Annotated in this window: 23 protein-coding genes; 14 read left to right on the top strand and 9 right to left on the bottom strand. The window is 68.6% G+C overall.

Annotated elements, in window-relative coordinates:
- Positions 1-56 precede the first annotated feature (56 nt).
- Both ectB and ectA read right to left on the bottom strand, forming a co-directional pair.
- Entirely contained in the window at positions 57-1,325 is a 1,269-nt protein-coding gene (gene ectB, locus AC3ZJJ_RS16590) for a diaminobutyrate--2-oxoglutarate transaminase (RefSeq protein ID WP_489892919.1), read from the bottom strand.
- A 173-nt stretch (positions 1,326-1,498) separates the two neighbouring features.
- The gene (ectA, locus tag AC3ZJJ_RS16585; RefSeq protein WP_489892918.1) at positions 1,499-1,966 is read right to left on the bottom strand and encodes a diaminobutyrate acetyltransferase; all 468 of its coding nucleotides are present in this window, start codon (positions 1,964-1,966) and stop codon (positions 1,499-1,501) included.
- A 479-nt stretch (positions 1,967-2,445) separates the two neighbouring features.
- Here ectA and AC3ZJJ_RS16580 point away from each other — a divergent pair, with 479 nt between their 5' ends.
- Positions 2,446-3,189 carry a GntR family transcriptional regulator gene (locus AC3ZJJ_RS16580; RefSeq protein WP_489892917.1) on the top strand — a complete coding sequence of 248 codons (744 nt, stop codon included), beginning with the start codon at positions 2,446-2,448 and terminating at the stop codon, positions 3,187-3,189.
- 5 nt (positions 3,190-3,194) lie between these two features.
- On the opposite strand, the gene AC3ZJJ_RS16575 is transcribed toward AC3ZJJ_RS16580, so the two are convergent.
- Positions 3,195-3,923, bottom strand: coding sequence for an SCO1664 family protein (locus AC3ZJJ_RS16575; RefSeq protein ID WP_489892916.1), 729 nt, complete (start codon positions 3,921-3,923; stop codon positions 3,195-3,197).
- Positions 3,924-3,932: 9 nt separating this feature from the next.
- On the bottom strand, positions 3,933-4,577 hold the full coding sequence (locus AC3ZJJ_RS16570) for a histidine phosphatase family protein (RefSeq protein ID WP_489892915.1): 645 nt from the start codon (positions 4,575-4,577) through the stop codon (positions 3,933-3,935).
- A 101-nt stretch (positions 4,578-4,678) separates the two neighbouring features.
- Here AC3ZJJ_RS16570 and AC3ZJJ_RS16565 point away from each other — a divergent pair, with 101 nt between their 5' ends.
- The 7 genes from AC3ZJJ_RS16565 (at position 4,679) to AC3ZJJ_RS16535 (ending at position 13,006) form a co-directional block, all read left to right on the top strand.
- Positions 4,679-6,091 (top strand): sigma 54-interacting transcriptional regulator, encoded by a 1,413-nt coding sequence (locus AC3ZJJ_RS16565; protein ID WP_489892914.1) that lies wholly within the window; start codon positions 4,679-4,681, stop codon positions 6,089-6,091.
- Positions 6,092-6,168: 77 nt separating this feature from the next.
- Positions 6,169-8,160, top strand: coding sequence for a vWA domain-containing protein (locus AC3ZJJ_RS16560; protein WP_489895881.1), 1,992 nt, complete (start codon positions 6,169-6,171; stop codon positions 8,158-8,160).
- 306 nt (positions 8,161-8,466) lie between these two features.
- Entirely contained in the window at positions 8,467-9,456 is a 990-nt protein-coding gene (locus tag AC3ZJJ_RS16555; RefSeq protein WP_489892913.1) for a phosphotriesterase family protein, read from the top strand.
- Positions 9,457-9,500: 44 nt separating this feature from the next.
- Positions 9,501-10,463: a phosphotriesterase family protein gene (locus AC3ZJJ_RS16550; RefSeq protein ID WP_489892912.1), complete on the top strand. Its 963-nt coding sequence runs from the start codon at positions 9,501-9,503 to the stop codon at positions 10,461-10,463.
- Positions 10,464-10,531: 68 nt separating this feature from the next.
- Complete coding sequence (locus AC3ZJJ_RS16545; RefSeq protein ID WP_489892911.1) at positions 10,532-11,641, top strand: FAD-dependent oxidoreductase; 1,110 nt, start codon at positions 10,532-10,534, stop codon at positions 11,639-11,641.
- A gap of 13 nt (positions 11,642-11,654) precedes the next feature.
- Positions 11,655-12,578, top strand: a complete 924-nt coding sequence (locus AC3ZJJ_RS16540) for an alpha/beta hydrolase (RefSeq protein WP_489892910.1) — start codon at positions 11,655-11,657, stop codon at positions 12,576-12,578.
- A 191-nt stretch (positions 12,579-12,769) separates the two neighbouring features.
- A complete protein-coding gene (locus AC3ZJJ_RS16535; protein WP_489892909.1) occupies positions 12,770-13,006 on the top strand; it encodes a hypothetical protein in 237 nt (78 codons plus the stop codon).
- 383 nt (positions 13,007-13,389) lie between these two features.
- On the opposite strand, the gene AC3ZJJ_RS16530 is transcribed toward AC3ZJJ_RS16535, so the two are convergent.
- Positions 13,390-13,605, bottom strand: coding sequence for an Rv0909 family putative TA system antitoxin (locus AC3ZJJ_RS16530; RefSeq protein WP_489892908.1), 216 nt, complete (start codon positions 13,603-13,605; stop codon positions 13,390-13,392).
- 332 nt (positions 13,606-13,937) lie between these two features.
- Between AC3ZJJ_RS16530 and AC3ZJJ_RS16525 the strand changes: the two genes are divergently transcribed.
- Positions 13,938-14,144: a hypothetical protein gene (locus AC3ZJJ_RS16525; RefSeq protein ID WP_489892907.1), complete on the top strand. Its 207-nt coding sequence runs from the start codon at positions 13,938-13,940 to the stop codon at positions 14,142-14,144.
- A gap of 63 nt (positions 14,145-14,207) precedes the next feature.
- Here the strand turns inward: AC3ZJJ_RS16525 and AC3ZJJ_RS16520 are convergent, their stop codons facing one another.
- Both AC3ZJJ_RS16520 and AC3ZJJ_RS16515 read right to left on the bottom strand, forming a co-directional pair.
- On the bottom strand, positions 14,208-15,551 hold the full coding sequence (locus AC3ZJJ_RS16520; protein ID WP_489892906.1) for a GntP family permease: 1,344 nt from the start codon (positions 15,549-15,551) through the stop codon (positions 14,208-14,210).
- 417 nt (positions 15,552-15,968) lie between these two features.
- Positions 15,969-16,817: a hypothetical protein gene (locus AC3ZJJ_RS16515; protein ID WP_489892905.1), complete on the bottom strand. Its 849-nt coding sequence runs from the start codon at positions 16,815-16,817 to the stop codon at positions 15,969-15,971.
- A gap of 650 nt (positions 16,818-17,467) precedes the next feature.
- Here AC3ZJJ_RS16515 and AC3ZJJ_RS16510 point away from each other — a divergent pair.
- The gene (locus AC3ZJJ_RS16510) at positions 17,468-18,670 is read left to right on the top strand and encodes an IS110 family RNA-guided transposase (protein WP_489892904.1); all 1,203 of its coding nucleotides are present in this window, start codon (positions 17,468-17,470) and stop codon (positions 18,668-18,670) included.
- A gap of 54 nt (positions 18,671-18,724) precedes the next feature.
- Here AC3ZJJ_RS16510 and AC3ZJJ_RS16505 read toward each other — a convergent pair whose 3' ends face one another.
- Together AC3ZJJ_RS16505 and AC3ZJJ_RS16500 are read right to left on the bottom strand one after the other, a co-directional pair.
- On the bottom strand, positions 18,725-19,768 hold the full coding sequence (locus AC3ZJJ_RS16505; protein WP_489892903.1) for a Y-family DNA polymerase: 1,044 nt from the start codon (positions 19,766-19,768) through the stop codon (positions 18,725-18,727).
- Between the two features lie 153 nt (positions 19,769-19,921).
- On the bottom strand, positions 19,922-20,599 hold the full coding sequence (locus AC3ZJJ_RS16500; RefSeq protein ID WP_489892902.1) for a GntR family transcriptional regulator: 678 nt from the start codon (positions 20,597-20,599) through the stop codon (positions 19,922-19,924).
- Between the two features lie 121 nt (positions 20,600-20,720).
- Between AC3ZJJ_RS16500 and purU the strand changes: the two genes are divergently transcribed.
- The 4 genes from purU to AC3ZJJ_RS16480 all read left to right on the top strand — a co-directional run bounded on the left by purU (position 20,721) and on the right by AC3ZJJ_RS16480 (position 25,807).
- The gene (purU, locus tag AC3ZJJ_RS16495; RefSeq protein WP_489892901.1) at positions 20,721-21,635 is read left to right on the top strand and encodes a formyltetrahydrofolate deformylase; all 915 of its coding nucleotides are present in this window, start codon (positions 20,721-20,723) and stop codon (positions 21,633-21,635) included.
- Between the two features lie 54 nt (positions 21,636-21,689).
- Complete coding sequence (locus tag AC3ZJJ_RS16490) at positions 21,690-24,182, top strand: GcvT family protein (protein WP_489892900.1); 2,493 nt, start codon at positions 21,690-21,692, stop codon at positions 24,180-24,182.
- A 126-nt stretch (positions 24,183-24,308) separates the two neighbouring features.
- Positions 24,309-24,935 (top strand): cyclodeaminase/cyclohydrolase family protein, encoded by a 627-nt coding sequence (locus AC3ZJJ_RS16485; protein WP_489892899.1) that lies wholly within the window; start codon positions 24,309-24,311, stop codon positions 24,933-24,935.
- Entirely contained in the window at positions 24,932-25,807 is an 876-nt protein-coding gene (locus AC3ZJJ_RS16480; RefSeq protein WP_489892898.1) for a bifunctional 5,10-methylenetetrahydrofolate dehydrogenase/5,10-methenyltetrahydrofolate cyclohydrolase, read from the top strand. The genes AC3ZJJ_RS16485 and AC3ZJJ_RS16480 overlap by 4 nt, the downstream gene beginning before the upstream one ends.
- Positions 25,808-25,821: the final 14 nt, after the last annotated feature.

Here is a 25,821-nt window from a genome sequence, read left to right as displayed (position 1 = left end):
GTGTTGTCGGCGCTGGGGGTGCCGGCGCCAGCGGTTGCGCGGGAGGCGCGCGGCGCCTAGACCGCGGCCAGCGCTGGCGCCGGGCTCACGGCGCGGATTGCCTCGGCCAGGATGTCCAGCCCGCGTGCCAGGTCGGCGTCCGTGATGGTCAGCGCAGGCATCAGCTTTAGGACCTCGTCGTCGGGCCCGGAGGTCTCAACCAGCAGCCCGCGGCGGTACGCCTCGGCGGCGACCAGCCCCGCCGTCGTCTTGTCCGGGAACACCACGCCGGCCAGCAGGCCGCGGCCGCGGACGGACGCGCCCTCCACGGAGGCGGCCAGGGAGTCCAGCCCGCGGTGCAACGCGGCGATGGTCCCGGCGACCCGGTTCTGGAAGTCGTCGTCGGCCCAATAGTTCTCCAGCGCCGCGGTGGCGGTGACGAACGCCGGGTTGTGTCCGCGGAAGGTGCCGTTGTGCTCCCCCGGTTCCCAAACGTCGAGCTCCGGGCGGAACAGGGTCAGGGCCATCGGGAGGCCGAAGCCGGAGATGGACTTCGACACGCACACGATGTCCGGCACGATCCCCGCCTCCTCGAAGCTGAAGAAGGTCCCGGTGCGGCCGCAGCCGGCCTGCACGTCGTCGACGATCAGCAGGATTCCATGCTTCTTGCACAGGTCGGAAAGGCCGCGCAGCCAGCCGGAACGGGCCGCGTTCAGGCCGCCCTCGCCCTGGACCGTCTCGACGATGACGGCGGCCGGCTTGTCCACGCCCGATCCGCTGTCCTCAAGCACGCGCTCCAGCCAGAGGAAGTCGGCGGTCTCGCCGTCGAAGTAGTCGTCGTACGGGATCTTGGAGCTGTTGGTCAGCGGGATGCCCGCGCCCTTGCGCTTCATCGAGTTCCCGGTCACCGAGAGCGATCCCAGGGTCATGCCGTGGAACGCGTTGGTGAAGGAGAGGATGTGCTGCCGGCCGGTGACCTTTCGGGCCAGCTTGAGCGCGGCCTCGACCGTGTTGGTGCCGGTCGGGCCGGGGAACATCACCTTGTAGTCCAGGTCGCGCGGCTTCAGGATGAGCCGCTGGAACGTCTCGAGGAACGTCCGCTTGGCCGGCGTCTTCATGTCCAGCGAGTGCACGACGGCGCCGCTCGCCAGGTATTCGACCAGCGGTCCCAGCAGCTTGGGGTTGTTGTGCCCGTAGTTCAGGGCGCCCGCGCCGGAGAAGAAGTCGAGGTAGTCGGTTCCGTCCTCGCCGGTCATGGTGCTGCCGGAGGCGTGGGTGAACACCGTGGGCCAGCTGCGGCAGTAGCCGCGGACCTCGGACTCGAGCGTTTCGAAGATGTCGGTCATGGGGGGGTATCCCTTCGGTCGTGGGGAACGGGGGCGCGCCGTGGCCGCTTCGGCCGTGGGGCGCCTCGCCGTCGTGCTGTGTGGTGTTGGGTGCGTCGCGCAGGGTTGGGGGTGCGCCGCGCGGAGTGCATGCCCCTGCGGGAACCGCATGCCCGTGCAGTGGCATGCGAAAGCTAGCCGAGAGCGGCGGTTCCCGCGAGCTGGAGCGCGCGCAGGTCCGCGTCGAGGCCAAGCGGACCGATGCGGTACAGGTACTCGGTGTCGTGGCCGTCCGGGTAGAGGTCCGGGGTGAAGAGCGGCTCGCGCTCGCACCCGGCGCCGTTGCGCTCCGCGAAGCGCGTGAAGAGCCGGTTGGAGGCCTCGTTGTCCGCGGTGATCGTCGTTTCCACGCGGTCGGCGCCCGCGCGGCGGGCGAGTTCGTCCAGCATGGCGGCGGCGAGCCCGCGTCCGCGGTGGTCCGCATCCACGGCCACCTGCCAGACCATCAGCGTGCCGGGCTCGTCGGGGCGCAGGTAGCCCGTGACGAAGCCGCAGGCCTCGCCGGCGGTGCTGGCGACGATCGAGGTGTCCGCGAAGTCGCGGCACCACAGGAGGTAGGAGTACGACGAGTTCAGGTCCAGGACCTGCGAGTCGCGTGCCATGCGCCACAGGGCGCGGCCGTCGGATAGTGCTGGGTGGCGGAATTCTGTCTCGTGCCTCGGACGTGTCTGGGGTTCTTCGAGTTGGTCAGCCATCCATTCCAACGTAACGATCCGGGCGGCAACATCAAGCCGGGTTCCCCCGGTTTGACACGGTTCGGCCACCCAAAGCGGCCGCGCGGTGGGCGCCGGCTATGCGCGCGCATCCCAAGGATGGAGCGGCCAGCGCCGGACTCGCCTCCACCGGGCAGCGCCGCCCGCAGAGCGTTACCGTTTTGTTATGTGACGATCGGGGGCGAGCGAACGACGACGGCCCTCCCCTCGACAACGCGGCGCCCGCGCCGGGCGGGGTTCGGCCCGGGCGCGCCGCCCGACCCGGCGGCACCGCCCACCCGACGGCACCGTCAGGCGCCCGCCGTTCTGTGGTTGACTTCCTGCAGGCTACAAGCCGGAGACCGACGACGCGGAGTGACGGAAGACCTATGGCATATGGCGAGCTCGACTCCTCGTCCGGCGTACCCCTGTATCGACAAATCAAGGAGATCCTGCGCACGGAGGTCGCCGAGGGGGTCGCCGACCCGCGGAAGCCGATGACCGAGGCGCAGCTCCTGGACCGGTTCCGGGTCAGCCGTGCCCCCATCCGTCAGGCCCTTCAGGAGCTGGCCAACGAGGGCTACGTCTACCGGAAACAGGGCAAGGGAACGTTCCCGGTCACCGGCCCCCGGATCCAGCGGCCGGCCAACGTGCCGGCGGGCGCCCTGTACCAGTACCTTTCCGAGAGCGGGCTGCACCCCAGCGGTAAGGTCACCGGCGTGGAGCGGGTGGAGCCGCCGGCGCGGATCCGCGACCTGCTCGGGCTCGATCCGAAGGAGCGCCTGCTGCACTTCAGCCGCCTGATCTCGGTTGGGGAGCAGCCGCTGGTCGACGCCGACGTGTACATCAGGGCGCCCGAGGAGTTCAGTCCCACCGCGGCGGAGCTGGACGACGAGGGGTCCGCGTTCAGGCTCCTGGAACGGGCGTTCGGGATCGCGCAGGCCCGCGCCGAGCACGAGGCTTGGGCGACGGCCGCGACCGCCGCGCAGGCCGCCACCTTCGGCGTCGAGCCCGGGAGCCCGCTGCTGGTCATCGAGACCCTCTTCTTCACGACCGGCGACCGGCCCGCCGGGTGGCGCACCGCGGTGCACCAGGCCGAGAACTTCAAGTACCGGTTCAGCACCGGCGGCTAGTCGCGTCAGACCAGGGGCCAGGGGTAGCGCATCCCCGTGTGGTCCACCGGCAGCGCCGGCGCGGCCAGGAGGGTCCGCACCCGCTGGCGCAGCGCCCGGACCTCGCCCCCGGTCAACAGGTCCGCGACGTCGGCGGGCACCTGGTCGGCGAGCGGCCCGACGTCGGCGAGCAGTCCGTCGTCGACCCGCTCTCCCGCGAAGTCCCAGATCACCGTCCGCAGCTTGAACGCCGCCGCGAAGCACAGCCCGTGGTCGATGCCCCACAGCCGCCCGTCGGCGCCGCGCAGCACGTGGCCGGCCTTGCGGTCCGTATTGTTCGCCACCACGTCGAACAGCGCCATCCGCCGCAGCTCGTCGTGCGCCTGGGGCGTCTCCGCCACCAGGGTGAAGTAGTGCTCGTTGGGGTCGTGCTCCACGAAGCCCTGGAGGGAGCCGACGCCGAAGGGGGCGTCCTCGCGGACCACTGTGGTCGGCACCATGCCCCACCCGAGCGCCTCGCTGAGCAGGTACGCCGCCCGCTCGCGGCGGTAGAGCCCGGGGTCGAAGTCGAGGAGGGGCCGCTCGCCGAGCTCTGGCTTGTAGATGGCCCACTGCCGGTCCCCGCCGAGGGCCACCTCCACCAGGAAGGTCTCGTTGCTGCTGTTGGCCAGCCGGCCCAGCACCTCGATCCCGCCGTGCTCCAGCAGTGCCGGGTCCCGCTCGCCAATTATCGGATCACGCTCGTCCCCGGTCATAACGCGCCCCTACGTTGCCCGCAGGTCGGCCAGGGACTCGTGGGTCGAGTTCACGGTCAGCACCACTGGCTCCCCGTCCCGGGGGTAGGAGATCGCCGAAACGGAACACGGCGACACGCTGAGGCGCTGGAAGTGGTTGAGCGGCGCGCCCATGGCGTCGGACACGGCGACCCGGATGGGATCCGCGTGCGAGAAGCACACCACCGTCCCGCCGGAGTGCGCGGCGCGGAGGCGGGCCAGCGTGGCGACCATCCGGTCGCGGATCTCCGCAAAGCTCTCGCCGTTCGGGAACCTGAACCCCCCGGGCTCGCGCTGGACCGCGGCCCATTCCGGCAGGCGGGCCAGGTCGGCGAGCGCCGCGCCGGTCCAGTCGCCGAAGTCGCCCTCCAGCAGGCCATGGTCGACGACGACGGGCACCCCGGTCCGCGACGACGTCGCCGCGGCGGTTTCCCGCGTGCGCTCCAGGGGCGAGGCGTAGATCGCGGTGGGCCCGGCGGCCTCCAGCCGTCCGGCCACCCGTTCCGCCTGCGCGCGCCCCTGCTCGGAGAGGTGCAGCCCCGCGGCGCGCCCCGGCAACACCTGACCGGTGGTCGGCGTCGTTCCGTGCCGGACCAGGAGGATCAGTGTGGCCGGTGCCTGCGTGTCGGTGCCCATCACGGCCAGCCTATGCCCGGTCAGCCGACCGCGTCACGGGGCCCGGGCCCGCGGCACGGAGGGGATCGACGGCGCCGCCCTTCGCCGCTAGCGTTGGCACGGTGAGCATCCCACCCGCCATCAGCACCCTCGCCGAGCTCCGCGCGTCCGGCCACGTCCTGAAGTCCCTGCGCGAGGAGATCCGGGACAATCTCCTGGCCGCCCTCGCCACTGGAATGGATCCTTGGCCCGGTATCCACGGCTTCGGCCGGACGGTCCTCCCGCAGCTCGAGCGCGCGCTGATCGCCGGGCACGACGTCGTCCTGCTCGGCGAACGCGGCCAGGGCAAGACGCGTCTGCTGCGCACCCTGGAGGGACTGTTGGACGAGTGGTCGCCCGTCATCGCCGGATCCGAGCTCAACGAGCACCCGTACGACCCCATCACCGCCGGGTCCCGGGCCCGCGCGGCGGCCGAGGACGGAGGCCTCCCGATCGCGTGGCGGCACCGTTCGGAGCGCTACGTGGAGAAGTTGTCCACGCCGGACACGTCGGTGGCGGACCTCATCGGCGACGTGGACCCGATGCGGGTGGCCGAGGGCCGCCGCCTCGGCGACCCCGAGACCATCCACTACGGCCTGGTGCCGCGCTCCAACCGCGGGATCGTGGCGCTGAACGAGCTCCCGGACCTGGCGGAGCGCATCCAGGTGGCCCTGCTGAACGTGATGGAGGAGCGGGACATCCAGATCCGTGGCTACGTGCTGCGGCTCCCGCTGGACGTGCTCGTGGTGGCCTCGGCCAACCCGGAGGACTACACCAACCGCGGGCGCATCATCACGCCGCTGAAGGACCGGTTCGGCGCCGAGATCCGCACCCACTATCCGATCGAGCTCGAGGACGAAGTCGCCGTGATCCGCCAGGAGGCCAACCTCACGGCGGAGGTCCCGGACATCCTGCTGGAGATTTTGGCGCGATTCGCGCGGTCGCTGCGCGAGTCGGGCGCGGTCAACCAGTCCTCGGGCGTGTCCGCGCGGTTCGCGATCGCGGGCGCCGAGACCATCGCCGCGGCCGCGAGGCACCGCTCCGCCGTCCGCGGCGAGGACGCCTCAGTTGCCCGCCTCGTGGACCTCGGTGCGGCGGTGGACGTCCTGGTCGGCAAGATCGAGTTCGAGTCCGGGGAGGAGGGCCGCGAGGGCGAGATTCTCGACCATCTGCTCCGCTCGGCGACCGCCCAGGCGGTGCGCTCGCACTTGGGCGGGCTGGACCTCACGCCGCTCGTGGAGGCCTTCGATGGCCACCTCACGTTGACCACCGGCGAACGGGTGACGGCCGCCGAGGTGCTGGCCGGGCTCCCGAAGCTCCGGGACCCGGCCGTCTACGACGAGATCGCCGCGCGTCTGGCCGGCGACGGCGAACGCGGCGGGGCCGGGTCTGAGGAGGGCCGCCGCGCCGGGGCGATCGAGTTGGCGCTCGAGGGGCTCTACCTCGCCCGCCGGCTCTCCAAGGAATCCGACGACGGCGAAACGGTGTACGGCTGACGTCCGGCGGGGCAGAGTGGTACCAACGTGGTAGGCCCCGGAGCGAACTGCGGAAGGAGACCCCCGTGCGGCACGGCATGTCATCCAGGTATGGCCGGTACGATGGCGGCCCGGACCCCCTGGCGCCCCCGGTGGATCTCGCCGAGGCGCTCGAATCGGTGGCCGAGGACGTGATGGCCGGCTACTCCCCCGAGCGGGCGCTTCGCGAGTTCCTGCGCCGCGGCGGCCGGTCGCGTGCCGGGCTCGACGACCTGACGGGCCGCGTCCAGCAACGGCGCCGGGACCTGCTGGGCCGCCACCGGCTGGACGGCACCCTGCAGGAGGTCCGGAAACTCCTCGACGAGGCGGTCCTCGAGGAGCGCAAGCAACTCGCCCGCGACACCCGCATGGATGACACCGACCGCGCCTTCCGCGAGATGCAGCTCCAGGGCCTGCCCTCGTCCACCGCCGCGGCGGTCACGGAGCTCTCCACCTACGACTGGCAGTCCGATTCGGCGCGCCGGGCCTACGGGCGCATCCGCGACCTGCTGGGCCGGGAGCTGCTGGACCAGCGGTTCGCGGGCCTGAAGAACGCCTTGGAGGGCGCCACCGAGGAGGACCGGGCGGCGATCACCGAGATGCTCGGCGACCTCAACGACCTGCTGGAGAAGCATGCGCGGGGCGAGGACACCCCCGCCGACTTCGACGAGTTCATGGCCAAGCACGGGGACCAGTTCCCCGAGGATCCGCGGAACATCGACGAGCTGATCGACGCGCTCGCGAAGCGGTCCGCGGCCGCCCAGCGGATGCTCCGGTCGATGACGCCGGAACAGCGCGAGGAACTGATGGCCCTGTCCGCGCAGGCATTCGGCTCCCCCGCACTCATGGGCCAGCTGGGCCGGCTGGACTCGGCCCTGCAGGCGTTGCGACCCGGCGAGGACTGGGGCGGGTCCGAACAGTTCGACGGCGACCAGGGCCTGGGTTTGGGGGACGGCACGGGAGTCCTCCAGGATCTGGCCGACCTCGACGAGCTGGCGGAGCAGCTTTCGCAGTCCTATGCCGGATCCGCGCTGTCGGACCTGGACGTGGACAAGCTCGCCCGCCAGCTGGGCCCGGACGCCGCCGCCGACGCGCGGACGCTGGCGGACCTCGAAAAGGCGCTGCGGGACAGCGGCCTGCTGCGCCGCGGCACCGACGGCGACCTGCGGCTGTCGCCGCGCGCAATGCGTCGTCTGGGCCGCTCCCTCCTCAAGGACGCGGCCGGTCGGCTGTCGGGCAGGCAGGGCCGCCGCGACACCCGGCACGCGGGGGCGGCGGGCGAGCCGACGGGCGCGGGCAGGGCCTGGCAGTTCGGGGACGTCGAGCCGTGGGACGTCACCCGGACCATCACCAACGCTATCGCCCGCACGGCCGCGGAGGGCCTTGATCCGGGCCGCCGGCTGCGGATCGACGTGCGGGACGTCGAGGTCCAGGAGACCGAGGCCCGCACCCAGGCCGCCGTGGCGCTGCTGGTGGACACCTCGTATTCGATGGCGGCCGAGGGCCGCTGGGTGCCGATGAAGCGCACCGCCTTGGCCCTGCACCACCTCGTCTCCACCCGGTTCCGCGGCGACCGCCTGCAACTGGTGAACTTCGGCCGCTACGCCGAGCGCGTGGAAATCGGCGAACTGACCTCCCTGCCGCCGCGGCGCGAGCAGGGCACAAACCTGCACCACGCACTGCTGCTGGCCACCCGCTTCTTCCGGCAGCACCCCACCATGCAGCCGGTGTTGCTGGTGGTCACTGACGGCGAACCCACGGCTCATCTTCTGCCGCACGGCGAGTCCTGGTTCTCCTACCCGCCGGATCCCGAGACGCTGCGGTCCACCGTGGCCGAACTGGACCGCGTGGGCCGGCTCGGGGCCGAGACCACATTTTTCCGGCTCGGCGGCGACCCCGGCCTGGAGCGCTTTCTCTCCGCCATGGCCCGCCGCGTCGGCGGCCGTGTGGTGGCGCCCGACCCCGAGGACCTGGGCGCCGCCGTCGTCGGCGAGTTCCTGCGCTCGCGGTTCCCGGCACCGTTCGTCGACCCGCGCTGGGACGAGGACTAGTCCCCCTCGGCGCACATAGTCGCCCGCCCCGCCGTCGCCCACTGATCAACAAAGCCAATAGTGTGACGTCCTTGACTTTCACACGACACCATGTAAACCTAGTGGACAGGTAATCGAGGTCACATGTTCCCGTGCGGCAGCACACGGTTCTCCGGCGCAATGGAGGGCTCCCAGCCGCGCGGCGACCCTCCGGGTACCAAAGCCTGCACCGAGTTCGGCGAGGAAATGATCCAGAGGTCGCGGTGCATGATCCTTCCCAGCGCGGGGCGCCCCACCGGGGCGCGACGCTAACGAAAGGTTGTGCCAATGACGGATACAACAACTTCCAACGGCCGGACCGTCAACACGGTCCTCGGCCCCGTGCCCGCCCAGGACTTGGGTGTGGTCGCCGTCCACGAGGCGCTCCTCTCCGTGGTCCCCGGCGCCCAGTACGCCCCGGACATCTCGATGGACCGGGCGGACATCTTCGAGGCGCTCGCGGCCAAACTGCGCGACTTCCGCGCCAATGGCGGCGGGACGATCGTCGACAGCACGGGCATGTTCCACGGCCGGGACCTCAAGCTCTACGAGTCCCTCTCCCGCTCGACCGGCGTGCACATCGTGGCCTCCACGGGCATGGGCCCGGAGGAGACGCTCGGCGGCTACTTCCTCACCCCGCAGACCAACCCGCCCACGCCGTGGCCGGCCGAAAAGTTCGCCGACCTCTTCTCCCGTGAGGTCACGGAAGGCATGGTCGTCCCGCGGTTGGAGCGCCGCGGCGCGGCAGGCCTGGTGACCACGACTGCGGACCGCGCCGGCATGACCCCCACCGAGGAGAGCCTGTTCCGTGGCGCCGCGAGGACCGCGCTGGGCACCGGCGTCGCCCTGTCCATCCGCTACGGAGCCGACGCGCTGCGCGACCTCGACGTCGTCCTGGACGAGGGGCTCCCGGCCCAACGCGTGCTCGTCGGCGGGCTCGACCGACGCGACGCCGCAGCGTCCGGTGCCGCCCTCGAGGTGGCACGGCGCGGCGCGTACGTGGGCCTGGACCACGCGGGCATGAACGACGACGACGACCACATCAACGACGGCGAGCGCGCCGAACTGGTCCTGGAGTTGGTCGAGGCCGGCTTCGCGGACCGGATCCTGCTCTCCGGCAACGCCATCGGCGTCGCCAAGGGGCAGCCGGATTACGACCTGCCCTTCGGGCACGTCGTCTCCACGTTCGTTCCCTTCCTGAAGTCCCGCGGCCTCAGCGACGAGGGCGCCGAGCGCATCCTCGTGGGCAACCCGCGCGACCTGCTCGCCGTGCGCTAGGCGCCGAACCGGCAAGAACCCCCCAAACTTTCTATCTTCAAAAGGTGAGCTTGTTGTCAAAGGTAAACACAGTGCTGGGAACCATCCCGGCCGAGGAACTGGGCCTGGTGGCCATCCACGAGCACATCGGCTACGGCATGCCCGGCAGCGAACTGGACTCCACGTGGTGGAAGACGCCCGAGCAGCGCTACGCGGAGACCGTGCCGAAGCTGCGCACGTTCCACGAGTACGGCGGCGGCACATTCGTCGACGCCACCGGCATCTGCAACGGCCGCGACATCGACTACTACAAGTCCCTGTCCGCGAAGACCGGCGTGAACATCGTCGCCTGCACCGGGTTCGTCGGCGGGGACACGGCGCTGCCGCACTTCGCCCGCGCGACCGTGGACTACCTGGCCAAGGTGTTCGTCCACGAGATCACCGTGGGCATCGGCGGCACCGGCTCCAAGGCCGGCGTCATCAAGGTCGGCGTCTCCCGCGGCGGCAGGATGACCGACCTGGACAAGCGCATCTACCGCGCGGCGGCGCGCGCCGCCGTCGTGACGGGCGTGCCGATCCTGACCCACCTGGCCATCGACGTCCAGCCGGCCATGTCCATCTTCACCGAGGAGGGCCTGCCCCTGGACCGCGTGCTGTTCGGCCACGCCGACGACGGCTTCAACGCGGACAACACGCCGGACCTGTGGATCGCGGAGCAGGGCGGCCGGGTTGGCTTCGATACGTTCGGCTACGAGACCGAGCTGGAGGACCCGCCCTTCTGGGCCCGTCCGCGCCAGGAGCGCCTGGACCACTTCATGCGCTTCCTCAAGGCCGGGAACATCGACAACGTGCTGGCCGGCGTGGACGCCAACTGCTCCCCGCTGGGCTGGCCCGGCGTCAAGGGCCACACCGTGAACTACATGTTCGAGGACCTCATCCCGGACCTGCGCAACGAGGGCCTGGACGACGCGGCGATCAACAAGATCTTCGTCGAGAACCCCGCCGGCTTCCTGTCGATCAACGCCTGATTTTCCGGGCCTCCACCACACACCACCACTTTCCCAGGCACGGCCTGGCCCACGAAAGAGACGAACCCATGAAGACAGCAGACATCAAGAACCTCAGGATCGCCATCGTCGGCGGCGGCTACGGAGGGGCCTCCGTGGCCAAGGCCCTGCAGGGCATCGGCGCGGAGAACGTCCACGTCTACGAGCAGGCCCCCGCCCTCGCCCAGGTCGGCGCCGGCATCGGCCTGCGTCCTCCGTCGGTCGAGCTGTTCCGCCAGTGGGGAATCTTCGACGCGATCGCCGCCGTCAGCTCCCCCAGCGACCACCTCGAGATCCTCAGCGCGGACGGCCGGCACGTCCTCGCCAACGAGGAGTGGCCCTTCCTGAACGCCTACGAGCAGGTCAACCACAACCGCATGATCCACCGCGGGGACTTCATCGACGCCCTGCTGAGCGTGCTCCCCGAGGGCATGGTCCACCTGGGCCACAAGCTCGAGACCATCGAGGACAACGGCGAGACCGCGACGCTGACCTTCGCGAACGGCGAGGTTGTCACCGCCGACCTCGTCATCGGCGCCGACGGCATCCGCTCGACCGTGCGCAACCAGCTGTTCTCGCAGAAGGAGCCGGTCTTCTCCGGCGAGCACGCCTACCGCGCGGTCATCTCGATCGACGACGCACACGGGCTCGTCACGGACGACAACCCGCGCTTCTACATGGGCGAGAACGGCACCATCGCCTACAACCTGCCGCTGCGCCACCGCGGGCAGCTCTCCTACGACATCACGGCCCCGTCCGACGACGCCTCGTGGGCTCCGGAAATTTCCACCGAGTACCTGATGCGCATCCTGGAGGGCTTCGACGAGCGGATCGTCCGGGTCGCCCGGGAACTGGACCTGAGCCAGGTGACGAGCCGCTCGGTGTTCGACATCGATCCACTCGAGGGATGGCACACCGACTCCGTCGCGCTGCTCGGCGACGCCGCGCACGCGATGCTCCACCACCAGGGCCAGGGCGCGAACTCGGCGATCCTGGACGCCGGCGGCTTCGCCGACGCGCTCGTGCAGGGCGAGTCCGTGAAGGACGCGCTGGCGATCTACGAGGCCACCCGCAAGCCCGTGACCGACGAGCTGCAGCGCGTGTCGCGCCAGGGCTGGCACGCCGACGCCGTGGACTCCGCATTCCCGGCGAACCAGTAGGGCGGCGCAGACCATGCCCATCCACCCCGAGATCGCCAAGATCCTCGCCATGATTCCCGCCCCGGACGGCTCGCCGCTGAACCCGGAGGCGATGCGGGCCGCCGAGGAGTCCATGGTCACCCCTGTGGCGGACCGCCTCCCGATCCACTCCGTCGAGGACGCCGTCGCGCGGACGTCCGAGGGCGACGTTCCCGTCCGGATCTACACGCCGACCGAGGCGGACTCCCACGGCCTGCTGGTGTACTTCCACGGCGGCGCGTTCTTCCTGGGCAGCCTTGAGACCCACGACCACATCGCGCGCGCCCTGGCCTTGGAGAGCGGCCATAAGGTCGTCTCCGTCGGTTACCGGCGTGCCCCCGAGGCCGCCTTCCCGGCCGGCCTCGACGACTGCTACGGCGTGGTCCGCTGGGCCGCGGAGCAGGGCAAGGCCGTGGGGTGGGACGGCAAGAACCTCGCCATCGCGGGCGACAGCTCGGGCGGCACCTTCGTGGCCGCCGTCGCGGCGAGGGCGCACGACGACGGGTTCGGCGCGATCTCGCACCAGGTCATGTTCTACCCGTCGCTGGACCTGGACTTCGACGCCGACCGGTACGCCTCGATGCGCGAGAACGCCACCGGCTACGGGCTGGAGACCGCGGGCCTGGCGCCGTTCAACGCGTTCTACCTGGACAGCGGCGCTGATCCCGCGGATCCGCTGGTTTCCCCGATCAAGCGCGGGGAACTGGCCGGCCTGCCTCCGGCCCTGGTGATCACGGCCGAGTTCGATCCGCTGCGGGACGAGGCGGAGCTCTACGGGCGGCGACTTCTGGCGGCGGGCGTGGAGGCCACGGTCAGCCGCTACGCCGGAGCGAACCACGGCTTCGTCCAGAACTTCTCATGGATCCCGGAGTTCTACGGGGTCTTCCGCGAGGCCGGCGACTTCCTCAACAGGGACTAGCCGGCGGCCGGGGTTCCCGCGCAGTGCATCCGGGCGGCGGCACGAGACTTCGGACTCGTGCCGCCGGGCGGATCCGGCCTGCATGGCCCGGGCTGGGGCGACGCGGGCAATGACGTCTCGGATTTCGCGGGTAGGCTGATCCGATCCCCCGTCCCGCTTGAAAGGCCTCCGTGCGCCCTGAAACCCTATTCATGAACCCACTGGCCGGACCGGACCCCTTGACGGGCCCGGCCTCCCCCGAAACGCTCGCGCCTCCGGCCGTGTTCGAGGCTCCCCCGGCGATCGAGACCCTGGGCGAGCCGCTGCCGGAACCGGAAATCCCGTTCCGTCCGCAAGCGTCCAGGGAGCAGCGACCCGGCCAACAGCGCACCAGCAGCCGGGCCCGCAACGCCGGACGGGGCAACGGCCGCGGCCGGCGAGCCAACTAGCTCCACCGGTTTGCTCCGGCCCGGCATTGCCCCTCGGCAACGCTCTCGCCGGCAACGGCCGCCTCGCACACCTCGGCGTCGAACGTCATGCGCGTGGCGTCCTGATTCGGCCGGCGCGGTCGGGTCGGTGCCGGCCAAGGGAACCAGGCCGAGCCCCTCCGGCGGCACGCACGCGCACAGGGTGTAGGGCGCGGTCGCCTCGTGGCGATTCCGCCAGCCAAGTTGGTTCCCAGCCGATGGCACATCCCGCCCTCCGCCCCGAACCCGTGATTCGCGGTTTCGGGCCGACCGGATGTCGGGGGCCTAATTCGTGACGGTCAGGTTGTGCTTGCAGGTCTTTGCCGGGCCTCGCCACACCAACGCACCGGACGGCCGCATCGCGGTTAGGAGCGGCCTCCCAGGCGCTTGAGTGCCTCGTCGCGCGCACGTTGGATCTTGTCCTGATGCTTGCCCTTCGTCGCCTTCTTGGCCAGATCAGCGGCCCCATCAACGACCCTGCCACCCACCTGCCGGGCCTGCGGGCTTTGAAGCGCGCGTCTCACCTTCGGGTTCCGTGCCGCGTCCCTGACGATCTTGCCCAATCCACCCAGACCTGCCACGAGTTCCATCCCTCCAGTTGCCTGTTATGCCGTCCCGACCGGCGACGGCATCTGTACTTCCACAAGCTAGCGCATGCCGGGGCGCGCAGTGGCGTTCCCCGCCAAGCTTCGCCGCCCATCCGGCGGAAACGCGTCCAGCAGTTCCGCGAGTGAGATCGACAAATGGGCGCCACCTGAACGGGGTGGCGTCCATCCACGGATTCTCATGCCCTTCTCACGCAGTCGTCCTAGGCTCGGACGATCAACACATTGACGACTCGGCCGCCTCCCCCGCCTTGGACCCTGCGCTTCAAAAGGCGGCCGGCCACTGAAGTCCACCGAAAGGCAACCCGATGACGACGCGGACGACCAAAGGTCTCGCCACCCTCCTGGCGCTGGGCGCCCTGCTCCTGACGGGCTGTGACAACCCGAACCAGGACGAGACGCCGAACGACGAAGTCCAGCAGGAACAGAACGAGAACCCCGGAGGGAACGAGGAAAACGACGACGGTGACGACGGCGGCGGGAATGACGATGACGCCGACGAGGCGGACGACTAGTCAGACGGCGACGTCCCGGATGCCGCGGCTGGACGACCGGACGCGCCGCCGGCGGCGCCCGCCCTATGCGATGAGCGCTACCGCCATGACCATCGGCAACGAGACCACCGAGGCGATGGAGGTGACCATCGTCAGGGTCTTGAAGGTCCCCTGCGTCGAGAGTCCGAGCAGCGACTTGAACATCCAGAAGAAGTTGCTGTTGACCTGGAGGGCAAACATCGCGCCCGAGGCGATGGCGAGGCCGATCACGATCGGCGAGACATTGATCGACCCAAGGACCGGTCCGATGATCCCGGCGGCCGCGATGGCCGCCACCGACACCGACCCGATCGCCAGATGCAGCACAGCGGCGACGAGCCAGGCGAGCAGGATGCTGAGGATGACCGGCGCCGCCGCGTCGGCGGTGAACAGACCGGCCAGGATCGAATCCAGCCCGGTCTCCCCGATGACGGCGCCCAGGGAACCGCCGATGCCCGTGATGAGCAGGATTTCGCCGGTGGTGTGGAATCCTTCGCTCATCGCCGTCTCCGTGCCCTTCGATCCCAGGGTGCGGCGGCACAGCAAATAGGCGCCGAGCAAGCCGACGAAGAGCGCGAAATTCGCATCGCCGAGAAACGCGATGAAATCGTTGGAGAACCCGAACAGCTCGGCGAAGGCACCGAACGCGATCATCACCAGCGGCACGAGAATCGGCAGCAGGCAGACGAACAGCGGAGGCGCCACCGTGTCATCCTCCACCAGCTCCGTGGTCTCCAGCTCGACCATCGCCCGGTCGACCTCTTCGTCCTTGTCCGGGTTCCAATAGCGCCCGCGGAGGAGCAAGCGGAAAAGCAGCGTCGTCGCGATTGCGGTCAGCGGTCCGAGCAGGAGGCCGTAGATCAGCCAAATGCCCAGAGGGATGCCCAGCAGGCCCGCGATGGAGACCGCGGCCAGTCCCGGGATCACGAAGACGTAGCCGGCGAAGATCCCGGTTCCGAGGGCGCCTGCCATGTGCGGCAAGCCGGTCGGGCCGATCATGGGCCCGGTCGAGCGGGCCACCGGAGAGGCCAGCACGACCTGCACGTCCACGTAGATCGAGGGGAAGACCGTAGACATTGCGGCGGTCAACGCATACGGGAGCCGGCGCGCGCCGACACCGTTGACGAGCATCGTCACCATCTTGCGGAAGGCGCCCATCGCGTGGAGCATCGCCCCGATGAGAACCCCGAAGCCGATGAGCAGCCCGACCTCTCCCATGATCTCGCCGAAACCGGTGGCGATCGCCACGATCGTCGCCGTGAAACCGACGCCGGTGGCGAGACCGAGGTAGAGCGACCCGACGATCAGGGAGATCACCGGGTCGACCTTGAACCTGATGATGAGCAGGACGATAACAATGATCGCTATCGCGGTATGAAGGGCGATCATGGCCTACTCCTGCCCGTCCGGGGAGTCGCGGGAATATCCGGCACCATTGCCAGCTCGGCCCCCACCCGGCGTTCACCGGTGCGAACTCGTTGACACGCCTTGAAGCAAGTTGATCGTGGGCGGTCGACAGTGTCAAGACTCGGAGGCAACACCCGCACCCATGGCTGGGCGGGGACAGCCGTTGTGAGCGGCTCCTGTAAGGATTCGTGGTTGTTTCATTGCGCCGATTACGGCGCACACGTCCCCGCTCCGACCTTTGAGCGCGTGGAATGCCTGCATCCCGAACAGCGAAGTTCACTTCCTTGTCGGTCGCGGGATTCCATGTGGAAAAGTGCCGCGCTTCTGGTTCTTCCACGACATACCACTTGGGGCCGTAATCTTCCTCGCAATACTCGTGCCGGAAGGTCCTCAGTGAACCTACGCCATCTCCACCGGGGACAGCTGCCCGTCGGCGCCGTCGCGGACATAACTGACACGGGTTGCATCGGGCCACCGGTCCACGAGCTCCTCGATCGATCCGGGATAGCCGTCGACGGGGGCATCGATCGCCATGTGCTCCAATTTGCCGTTGTAGACCTGGAGCAACACCTCTAGGGGCTGCCCGGTGGACGCCTCGAACCTGGCCCTGACGGGATACACATGGTTGTGAGGCACCACGCGCGGGGACCGGTCGGGGACCGCAAACTGCAGGGTGGTGGAGAATTCGTCGTCCCACACGCGCGCTTGGGCCACTGCAAGTTGCCCGAGTAGCGCCTCGGAACCGGGAACCTGGGCCGCATTCAGGATGCCCGCCACCAGTGCCCGCGCGGCCGGATCCACCGGGCGCAGCATCCCGGGATCGTCTGCGAACTCGCGCCAGCCGTCCCTTCCGGCTGCGGCCCGGTCGGCCAAGTGCGTCAGGAACGTCGCGGCACCCGCGCCGGCGGCCAACCACCAGCGGGGGTGTCGGAAGCCGACCGCGCACAGCCTGCGGACGATGCGGCCATCCAACGCGTCCGAGAGGTCCGCGGCAGCGAACGCCACGCCCCCGACCGCGACCCCGGCCATGACCCGCGCCGGCACAACAATCGTGCCGTCCCTATCGACGGCGACCCCAACATAGAAGCCGGTGGCCACGGCGCTCACCACACGGAAGCCCCGGCGCCCCGCGCGGGAAAGCCTCTCCGGGTCCACCAGCGTCAGCGCGGCGACAATCGCGGTCGAGGCGGCACCGAACGCCGGCGACGCGGGATCGGCCAGCCGAGCCAAGCGGTCTTTTATGGTCATGGTTGCTCCCAAGTTCGGGTGGACGGGTTCCACAACCAGCATTCCACCCCCAGACCGGCAGCTCGTCGCCGAGGCCACGAGCTACGCCCGCGAGGGAAACCGTGAGGCGAAGGAGCCGGCGGGCTTCTTGGGGCGGGATGTGTTGCCATCCAGTCGCGCTGCCCTCTTACACCTCCAACCCCCCTCCAATTAGGGGGTTCTATGAGACATTGCCGACCAGTACGGTTTTGCCAGATCCAATGCCTCCCTAGGCCAATGGGGTCGCTGTCCCTCCACCCCCCACGTGGGACAGTATGCGCGACTTTCGGGCCGCGCGTGGTCGCGCCCCTGCCGATGAGACCGGCGGGGGCGCTTCCATTCCCGACCCCAACGCGACAGGCGCGCGGTCGGCCGAATGTCTCTGCGTGCCCCCGTTACCTTTTTCGTAGCCCGCTGGTCGGCGATGATCAGGGGTGGGTAGCCAGCCGGCTCCGGCATGATGTCTGCCCCCAGTCGTTCATGATCCGGGGGGTGTAGTCACCGGAGCCGGTACCGGCGGTCACGGATCGCTAATAGAAGCACGCCCGAGTTCGGGGTCTTCGTAACGTGGATGCGAACGTCACCGCCTAGTGGCCGCCCAAGGACTGGCCCACGACTCAAAGGTGACTCCCATGAACGACCAGCATGTCCTGTTCATCGGCTTGGATGTCGGCAAGAGCGAACACCATGCCACCGCACTGACGGCCGATGGGACGATCGTCCACGACAAGATCCTCTCCCAGTCGGAACCGCGGATTCGGGAGGTCTTCGAGCGGCTCCGGCGTGAGCACGGATGCTGCCTCGTGGTCGTGGACCAGCCGAAAACCATCGGAGCGCTGCCCGTGGCGATCGCTCAGTCGATCGGCATCGACGTGGCGTATCTGCCGGGCCTGACAATGCGCCGCGTCGCAGACCTGCATCCGGGACAAGCGAAGACGGACGCAAGGGACGCGTACATCATCGCCGACACCGCCCGCACGATGCCCCACACGCTCCGGAACATCACCGTCAGCGAGGAGAGCATCGCCGAACTCTCGATGCTCTGCGGTTTCGACGACGACCTCACTGCCCAGGCGACCCAGGTCAGCAACCGGCTCCGTGGACTCCTGACGCAGGTCCATCCGTCGCTGGAGCGCGTCCTCGGCCCGCGGTTGTCCCATCCAGCCGTGACCGACCTGCTCATGCGGTATCCCAGCCCGGCGGCGTTGAAGAGCGCCGGCAGGGGCCATGTGCGGGACCGCCTGAGGAAACAGGCGCCACGGTTAGCCGAGCGCCTGACCGAAGAGGTCTTCGCCTCTCTGGCCGAGCAAACGGTCGTCGTGGCCGGAACCCACGCGGCAGCGAAAGTCGTCGGCCGGCTGGCCGAACAACTCCAGCAACTGCACCGCCAGCGCGCCGAGATAGGCGAGGACATCCTTCAGGCGGTCGATGCCCACCCTCTTACCGTGGTCCTGACGTCGATGCCCGGCATCGGCGTCAGGACCACGGCGAGGATCCTCACCGAAGTCATCGGCAAGGACTTCAAATCATCCGCGCATCTCGCCTCGTACGCCGGGATCGCGCCGGTAACCCGGCGATCCGGAACCTCGATCCGAGGCGAACAAGCCTCGCGCCGCGGCAACAAGATCCTCAAACGCGCCCTGTTCCTCTCAGCATTCGCAGCGCTCCACGACCCGGAGTCCCGCGCCTACTACGACCGCAAGCGAGCCCAAGGCAAGCGACACAACCAAGCACTCATCGCCCTCGCCCGACGCCGCTCGGACGTCCTCTTCGCCATGCTCAGAGACGGAACCATCTACGAGGGTCGGAACCAGCCGCTCCCCGACGCGGCTTGACGAACACCATAGAAGCACCCCCCGTCGTGGGTGTCTCTGGCCGCGGCGGATGGATCAGAAAAGCCTGTCCTGCAGCCGATCCGCCGGGACGAGGCCCGTGAGGGTGACGCGCACCCCGACAAGCTCGGGCGCGTGGCCGGGTCGCAGGAGCTCGCGGGCCACCGCCAGCCAGACGTCCCGGTCGGCCGTGGCGTTGGGCGCGCCTCGCTTCAGCACAACACTCGTGGCGCTCCGGACGGGCTTGAGCGTCAAAGTGATCCCGGCCGCCGCCAGACCAGCCCGCTGCGCACGGCGGCATGCGCGCTCCACGCAGTTTTCCACGAGCTCCGCCGGCGTCAAGTCGGGCCGGTTGTAACCCTGGATCGACCCCTCGGCGGTGAGCGACGAGCGCCGTTCCACCGGCCGAACAACGGCGTCGTCGGTGGAGTTCCGGATCCCCCACAGCTGGCGGGCCATCGTCGTACCGCAGGACTTCAGCAGGGTCGCAGGCGGAATGGAATCGATGTCAGCGAGCTTCTCGACGCCGAGTAGGCCAAGCCGGCGCTGGGTTGCAGGTCCGATGCCCCACACATCGGAGATCGGCAGTCCAGACCGCAGCACGGCTTCCTGCTCGATCCCGATGACATGGATCCCGTCCGGTTTCGCCGCCCGGGAGGCGAGCTTCGCCATCAGCTTGGTCCTGCCCACCCCCACGCTGACAGGAATGCCGAGTTCTTCGGCGGCTCGGCTGCGCAGATCGGCAGCGGCCTCCACGGCCCCTTCCCAGCCGACCGGCCCAACGTCAAGGAACGCCTCTTCGATCGATCCAGGTTCCACGGCTCGTGCGCTGGCGTGGAAGAGATCCAGAAGGGCGTCCCCCACCTCCTCGATCTCGGCGCGCGGTACCTCGACCAGGACCAGGTCGGGGCACCGCGCCAAGGCATCCTGGACCAGCGAACCGGATCGGACGCCGCACGCTCGGGCGGGGTAGTTGGCGCTGGCAATAAAGACATGCGCCACGGCCGCGACGGGCGCCGCGGCTAGCTCAGGCCGTCCCCGCAACGCCACGGAGGCGTAGAAGGCGTCGGCATCCGCATGGAGCAATGTCCTAACGGTCATGCTCTCAATAGTACTCAAGTTCGATCCTGGCGTGGGATCCAACTACCGCCCGGCAGCAGGCCGTCGTACCCCCGGAACATTACGGCGGGACTATGACGCGCCCTCCGGGCGGCCTCGCAGCAGACGAAGGCCGTTAGCGCGTGGAGGTCTGGTCTACGCGGCGAAAAGGGCTTCCCGCACAGCCCGCTCGAACCCGCTGACGTGCCTCCGCGCGAGTTCCGCGGCCCGCGCCTCGTCTCCGTCGATCACGGCACGGAGCAGGTCCACATGTTCACGCACGTGATGGGACAGGTCGGGAAGGCGATCCAGGACCATGCACCAGATGCGTGTCGCGAGATTGTCGTAGCGAATCAGGACGTCCTCAAGGTGAGGATTGGCGGCGGCCGCGTAGACGCCCTGATGCACCCGCGCATCGAGGCGCAGGGTGTCAACGACGGAGGCCGCACTCGTGTCGAAAGTTTCGACGTCGCGCAAAACGTTCCGCAAGTGCTCCCTCATGGACTCGGTTGCCACCCGTGCCGCCCGAGAAGCCGCAAGAGGCTCGAGCTGGGTGCGGATTTCGGAAATGAAGGCGAGATCAGTGACGTCCACCCGCGCCGCGAAGGTACCCCTCCGCGGATAGGAGATCACCAGGCGATCCAGTTCCAGCCGCTTCAGGGCCTCGCGAACTGGAGTCCGGCCCACGCCGAGTTCCTTGGCGAGGGCCTCGTCATTAAGGAGATCGCCAGGCTTGATGTCGAGCACCAGCAGCCTGTCCCGGATGCGCTCGTACGCCACGTCGGCCAACGACTTCTTTACCGCGCCAGCATCTCCCAGAGCTTCAAAAGCCATCTTGCGGGCCCCTTTTCATCCAAGGCAGAAGACCATTGACCTCCACCGGTAGCCAGTATACGCTAATTTCCACTGGTGATATATCAGTACTAGTTTTTGGAATATATCCTAAGGAGGGGTCATGACCCTAGCGGCGACAGACTCATCGACCAGCACGCTTCCTCAGCCGGAGGCCCGTGTAAAAGACCAGACGCAGAAGTTCGTGCTCACACTGTCGTGCGGCGAACGCGCGGGCATCGTGCAGGCCGTCACCACGTTTCTGTTCGAGCGCGGCTTCAACATCGACGAACACCAGCAGTTCGACGACGGACTCCGCCAGACACTCCACTTGCGCACCGCCTTCTCCGGCTCCCCCGCCTACACCCCGGAGAAGCTTCAGCAAGAGTTCCGCTCCATTGCCGATCGTTTCGACATGAAGTTCGGCTTCCACGACGAAACTAAGCAACGCATCCTCGTGATGGTGTCCAAGTTCGGCCACTGCCTGAACGACCTGCTGTTCCGCTGGCGCGGAGGAAGCCTCGGCGGCGACATCGCCCTCATAGTGTCCAACCACGAAACGCACCGGGCCATGGCCGAGGCGGCCGGCCTCCCCTTCATCTATCTCCCGGTCACCCCCGAGACAAAGTCTGATGCTGAACGGCGCCTGCTGGACCTCGTGGACGAGCACAACATCGACCTCGTTGTGCTCGCCCGGTATATGCAGGTGCTGTCCGACGACCTCTGCCGCTCCCTGGAGGGCAGGGCGATCAACATCCACCACTCCTTCCTCCCGGGATTCAAGGGGGCGCGCCCCTACCACCAGGCCTACGACCGCGGAGTCAAGCTGGTTGGCGCAACGGCCCACTACGTGACCGCCGAGCTGGATGAGGGCCCGATCATCGAACAGGAAGTCATCAGGGTCGACCACAGCTACGGACCGAACACCCTTTCAACAGTCGGACGGGACGCCGAAGCGCTGGCCCTCTCGCGCGCCGTGCGGTGGCACTGCGAACACCGCGTGCTGCTCGACCAGACCAGCACAGTCGTGTTCCGCTAGGCCCGGCCACCAGACCAGCAGAGGCAACACCCGAGAATCAGCAGGAGAAACCACATGGCATCGACGCCACGCATTGTCATCATCGGAGCTGGAATCGTCGGCACAAACCTGGCCGATGAACTGGTCGCCCGGGGCTGGAACAACATCACCGTCTTGGACCAGGGCCCGCTGAACATGCCCGGGGGCTCCACGTCCCACGCCCCGGGCCTGGTCTTCCAGACAAACCCTTCCAAGACCATGGCCACCTTCGCCAAATACACCGTTGAGAAATTGTTGTCTCTGACCGAGGACGGCGTCAGTTGCTTCGACCAGGTCGGCGGCCTGGAAGTCGCCACCACCGAGACCCGTCTGGCGGATCTGAAGCGAAAGCTCGGATACGCCGCCGCGTGGGGAATCGAAGGCAAGATCCTCTCCCAAAGCGAGTGCAAGGAGCTTTACCCGCTCCTGAACGCGGAGGACATCCTGGGTGGGCTCCACGTCCCGAGCGACGGTTTGGCACGCGCCGCCCGCGCCGTCCAACTGCTGATCAAGCGCACGGAATCCGCGGGCGTCAAATACCTGGGTAACACCACGGTCACCGGCATCGAACAGTCCGGCCGCCGCGTGACCGGCGTCGAGACCTCCGACGGCGTCATCCCCGCCGACATCGTGGTCTCCTGCGCGGGCTTCTGGGGCGCCAAGATCGGCGAGATGATTGGCATGTCCGTCCCCCTCCTCCCCCTTGCCCACCAGTACGTGAAGACCACTCCGGTGCCCGCGCGAAAGGGCCGCAACGAGCTCCCCAACGGGGCCTCCCTGCCGATCCTGCGGCACCAGGACCAGGACCTCTACTACCGCGAACACGGCGACCGTTACGGCATCGGCTCCTACGCGCACCGCCCCATGCCCGTGGATCTCGCGGACCTTGACTCCTACGCCGCCGACAGCATCAGCGAGCACAACATGCCCTCGCGCCTCGAATTCACCCTGGAGGACTTCATCCCGGCATGGGAGGCCACCAAGCAGTTGCTTCCGGCCCTGCGGGAAAGCGAGATCGAGGATGGCTTCAACGGCATCTTCTCCTTCACTCCGGACGGCGGGGCCCTGGTGGGCGAGTCCAAGGAGCTCGACGGGTTCTTCGTGGCCGAGGCCGTATGGGTGACCCACTCGGCCGGAATCGCCCGGGCTGTTGCCGAACTCTTGACCACCGGCAAGTCCGAAACAGACCTGGGCGAGTGCGACATCCACCGGTTCGAAGAAGTCCAGTTGACCCCCGAGTATGTCAGCGAAACCTCCCAGCAGAACTTCGTGGAAATCTACGACGTCCTGCACCCACTACAGCCCAAGCTCTCACCGCGCAACCTGCGCGTCAGCCCTTTCCACGCCCGCCATAAGGCACTGGGCGCATTCTTCCTGGAAGGCGGGGGATGGGAACGTCCCTACTGGTTCGAAGCCAACGCGGAGTTGCTGAAGGAAATGCCGGCCGAATGGCAACCCCCGGCCCGGGACGCCTGGTCCGCGATGTTCAGCTCGCCGATTGCGGCCGCCGAAGCCTGGAAGACCCGCACCGCCGTGGCCATGTATGACATGACTCCGCTCAAGCGCCTCGAGGTGTCCGGTCCGGGAGCACTGAAGCTGCTGCAGGAGCTCACCACGGCGGAGATGGACAAGAAGCCCGGGGCAGTCACCTACACGCTTGTGCTGGACCACGCCGGCGGCATCCGGAGCGACATCACCGTCGCCCGGCTGAGCGAAGACACCTTCCAACTCGGCGCCAACGGGAACGCCGACACCGCCTACTTCGAGCGGGCCGCACGCCACCAGACGGAAAGCGGAACCGCCAGCGACTGGGTCCAGGTGCGCGACACGACCGGCGGCACCTGCTGCATCGGCTTGTGGGGACCCCTCGCCCGGGACCTGATCAGCACCGTCAGCACCGACGACTTCTCCAACGACGGTCTCCGCTATTTCCGATCCAAGAAAGTTGTCATCGGCGGCGTCAACGTGACCGCGATGCGCTTGTCGTACGTCGGCGAGCTGGGCTGGGAGCTGTACACCAGCGCGGACAACGGCCAGCGCCTCTGGGATGCCCTGTGGAAGGCCGGTCAGCCCCACGGCGTCATCGCCGCGGGCCGGGCCGCCTTCGGCTCCCTGCGTCTTGAAAAGGGCTACCGCTCGTGGGGCACCGACATGACCACCGAGCAGGACCCCCTGGAAGCCGGCCTCGGATTCGCCGTGAAGATGGCCAAGGAAAGCTTCGTGGGGAAGCACGCCCTGGCGGGACGCACCGAGGAGAACTCCGCCCGCCACCTGCGCTGCCTGACGGTCGACGACGGTCGGAGCATCGTGCTGGGCAAGGAACCGGTCTTCTATAAGGACCAGGTGGCCGGCTACGTCACCAGCGCCGCCTACGGCTACACCGTCGCCAAGCCGATCGCCTACGCGTACCTCGCGGCCGACGTGTCCATCGGCGACTCGGTCGAGATCGAGTACTTCGGACGGCGCATCCAGGCAACGGTCACCGCGGATCCACTGTACGACCCGACGATGACCAGGCTTCGCGGCTAGGCACCCGCCAGCCGCTCAAGGGCACGCGGCCCGGGCTCTCCAGTGCACAACCAGAGTCCGGGCCGCCGCTCTTCCATCACGCCTCGATCCCTCCCGGTCGACTCAAACTTCAGCCCAGGAAGACTCATGACGAGCTCAGAAACAATCAGCGGTTACCTCGCCAGGCTGGCCTCGCGAGAACCCACACCAGGCGGCGGCGCGGCCGCCGCGCTCCACGCCGCCCAGGGCGCAGCCCTCGTCGGGATGGTGGCAAGATACAGCACCGGCCCGAAGTACGAGCGGCACGCCGACCTCGTCCAGAAGACCATCGGCGTCGCCGACGGACTGGTCGCCGAGGCCCTCCTCCTGGTGGAAGCCGACCAACATGCGTTCCAAGGCGTCATCGACGCCTACAAACTTCCGTCCGGGACCGAAGACCTCCGGGTCGCACGGACGGCATCCATCCAGGACGCGCTCATCCTGGCCGCCCAGCCCCCGGCACGGCTCATCAAGCTCGCCGGAGTCATCCTGGATCTCGCGACGGATCTCTTCGAGGTTGCGAACGCCAATGTGATCAGCGACATCGCCGCCGCCGCCGACGCCGCCCGCGCGGCCGCAAGCACCGCCCGGGTGAACATCGACATCAACGTGGCGGCCGTCAAGGACGCCGCCGCCCGTTCGCGGTTGGCCGATGAAACCGACGGACTCGAGGACAAGGTCATCCTCGCCGCAGACTCCCTCGTGGGGCGCGTGCGTGGAAGGATTCTCGCTTGAGCGCCGCGCTCCTCTCCGGGAAGGCGCTGGCCGAGAGCATCCGGGAGCGGGCGCAGGGTGGTGCCCGGGAACTCGAGGCGATCGGCATCAGCCCCACACTCGCGGTGGTTGTGGCCACCGACGACGGCTCCACTCACTGGTACGTCCGATCCATCGCGCGGGCCGCGGAAAGCGCGGGCATTGGTTGCCGCATCGTGGACCTGGGACCCGATGCCACCGGACAGGTCCTGGCCTCGGTCCTGAAGGACCTCAGCGAAGACCCATCCGTCAACGGCATCATCCTCCAGACCCCCCTGCCCCCCGGCGTCGGTACAGACGGGCTGGTGGGGCACATTGCCCCGGAGAAGGACGTCGATGGCGCGAACCCATTGAGCCTTGGCCGCCTGGCCGTTGGCCAGCCCTCGTTCGCACCCGCCACGGCCCGCGCCGTCATCGAGATCCTGGACCACTTCGACATCCCGCTGGCGGGCCGGAACGTGGTCGTCATTGGCCGTTCCGCCGTAGTGGGAAGGCCGCTGTCCCTGCTGCTGCTGGAGCGCGACGCCGCGGTCACCGTCTGCCACTCCCGGTCGGGTCCGTTGGTGAGACACACCAAGGCCGCCGACGTCGTCGTCGTGGCGGCCGGGCGGACCGGCCTGCTTAACGGCGGCCATGTCTCGGCCGAGGCCGTGGTGATCGACGTCGGCACCAACGTCCTTCCCGACGGATCCCTCGTGGGGGATGTCGACGAGGCCAGCGTGCGGAGCGTCGCCGCGGCGCTGAGTCCGGTCCCCGGCGGCGTCGGCTCCGTCACCACATCCCTGCTTCTCCTGCACACAACCGAAGCCGCGCTGGAACAGTCGCGGGCACTCCTCGCGGGGACCGCAGGATGACCGCCCACGGAACA

The organism is Arthrobacter sp. AOP29-A2-19, from assembly GCF_058138025.1.
The sequence above is the reverse complement of the archived record's forward strand: the minus strand, read 5'-3'. Positions and strand labels throughout refer to the sequence as shown.

What these genes read in the sequence shown, in the direction of transcription:
- ectB (WP_489892919.1), bottom strand. Translation starts at nt 1,325, where the DNA reads ATGACCGACATCTTCGAAACGCTCGAGTCCGAGGTCCGCGGCTACTGC.
- ectA (WP_489892918.1), bottom strand. Translation starts at nt 1,966, where the DNA reads ATGGCACGCGACTCGCAGGTCCTGGACCTGAACTCGTCGTACTCCTAC.
- AC3ZJJ_RS16580 (WP_489892917.1), top strand. Translation starts at nt 2,446, where the DNA reads ATGGCATATGGCGAGCTCGACTCCTCGTCCGGCGTACCCCTGTATCGA.
- AC3ZJJ_RS16575 (WP_489892916.1), bottom strand. Translation starts at nt 3,923, where the DNA reads ATGACCGGGGACGAGCGTGATCCGATAATTGGCGAGCGGGACCCGGCA.
- AC3ZJJ_RS16570 (WP_489892915.1), bottom strand. Translation starts at nt 4,577, where the DNA reads ATGGGCACCGACACGCAGGCACCGGCCACACTGATCCTCCTGGTCCGG.
- AC3ZJJ_RS16560 (WP_489895881.1), top strand. Translation starts at nt 6,169, where the DNA reads ATGTCATCCAGGTATGGCCGGTACGATGGCGGCCCGGACCCCCTGGCG.
- AC3ZJJ_RS16555 (WP_489892913.1), top strand. Translation starts at nt 8,467, where the DNA reads ATGACGGATACAACAACTTCCAACGGCCGGACCGTCAACACGGTCCTC.
- AC3ZJJ_RS16545 (WP_489892911.1), top strand. Translation starts at nt 10,532, where the DNA reads ATGAAGACAGCAGACATCAAGAACCTCAGGATCGCCATCGTCGGCGGC.
- AC3ZJJ_RS16540 (WP_489892910.1), top strand. Translation starts at nt 11,655, where the DNA reads ATGCCCATCCACCCCGAGATCGCCAAGATCCTCGCCATGATTCCCGCC.
- AC3ZJJ_RS16535 (WP_489892909.1), top strand. Translation starts at nt 12,770, where the DNA reads ATGAACCCACTGGCCGGACCGGACCCCTTGACGGGCCCGGCCTCCCCC.
- AC3ZJJ_RS16525 (WP_489892907.1), top strand. Translation starts at nt 13,938, where the DNA reads ATGACGACGCGGACGACCAAAGGTCTCGCCACCCTCCTGGCGCTGGGC.
- AC3ZJJ_RS16520 (WP_489892906.1), bottom strand. Translation starts at nt 15,551, where the DNA reads ATGATCGCCCTTCATACCGCGATAGCGATCATTGTTATCGTCCTGCTC.
- AC3ZJJ_RS16515 (WP_489892905.1), bottom strand. Translation starts at nt 16,817, where the DNA reads ATGACCATAAAAGACCGCTTGGCTCGGCTGGCCGATCCCGCGTCGCCG.
- AC3ZJJ_RS16510 (WP_489892904.1), top strand. Translation starts at nt 17,468, where the DNA reads ATGAACGACCAGCATGTCCTGTTCATCGGCTTGGATGTCGGCAAGAGC.
- AC3ZJJ_RS16505 (WP_489892903.1), bottom strand. Translation starts at nt 19,768, where the DNA reads ATGACCGTTAGGACATTGCTCCATGCGGATGCCGACGCCTTCTACGCC.
- AC3ZJJ_RS16500 (WP_489892902.1), bottom strand. Translation starts at nt 20,599, where the DNA reads ATGGCTTTTGAAGCTCTGGGAGATGCTGGCGCGGTAAAGAAGTCGTTG.
- purU (WP_489892901.1), top strand. Translation starts at nt 20,721, where the DNA reads ATGACCCTAGCGGCGACAGACTCATCGACCAGCACGCTTCCTCAGCCG.
- AC3ZJJ_RS16490 (WP_489892900.1), top strand. Translation starts at nt 21,690, where the DNA reads ATGGCATCGACGCCACGCATTGTCATCATCGGAGCTGGAATCGTCGGC.
- AC3ZJJ_RS16485 (WP_489892899.1), top strand. Translation starts at nt 24,309, where the DNA reads ATGACGAGCTCAGAAACAATCAGCGGTTACCTCGCCAGGCTGGCCTCG.